The sequence below is a fragment of the Desertibacillus haloalkaliphilus genome (assembly GCF_019039105.1).
Lineage (GTDB): Bacteria > Bacillota > Bacilli > Bacillales > KJ1-10-99 > Desertibacillus > Desertibacillus haloalkaliphilus.
In genome coordinates, this window is the sequence record NZ_JAHPIV010000483.1 from 1 (window position 1) to 350 (window position 350).

The following is a 350-nucleotide window of genomic DNA, read 5'->3' on the forward strand; positions in this document are numbered from 1 at the left end:
GTCTCACTCAGAAGGTAAGCGCATGGTGACGAACGCCGTTGCCGTTGACGACGAAGACGTGAAGACGTTGGAGTACTTGCGTGACCAAGGTATCACTTTCGATGTTCGAAAGGTGCCAAGCGATCAAAGCAAGGATATCTTCGACTTGTTGAAGTAATCACAATTGAATAACTACTATATTATTGCTAAGAAATTATTTGGGAGGATGAACGCATGATTTCAGCGTTTTTCGTAATTCTAATCGCATTCTTGGCCGGTGTTGAAGGAATCTTGGACGAGTTCCAATTCCACCAACCACTGGTCGCTGCAACGTTGATTGGATTGGCAACTGGTCACCTAATGGAAGGTGT

General features: G+C 44.9%; 2 protein-coding genes. Both read left to right on the top strand.

The window, feature by feature from the left end:
- Positions 1-157 (top strand): PTS sugar transporter subunit IIB (locus tag KH400_RS28210; protein ID WP_217228568.1); only part of this gene is annotated, 157 nt, incomplete at its 5' end.
- 56 nt (positions 158-213) lie between these two features.
- On the top strand, positions 214-350 hold a 137-nt coding region (locus tag KH400_RS22920), incomplete at its 3' end, for a PTS sugar transporter subunit IIC (protein WP_217228571.1).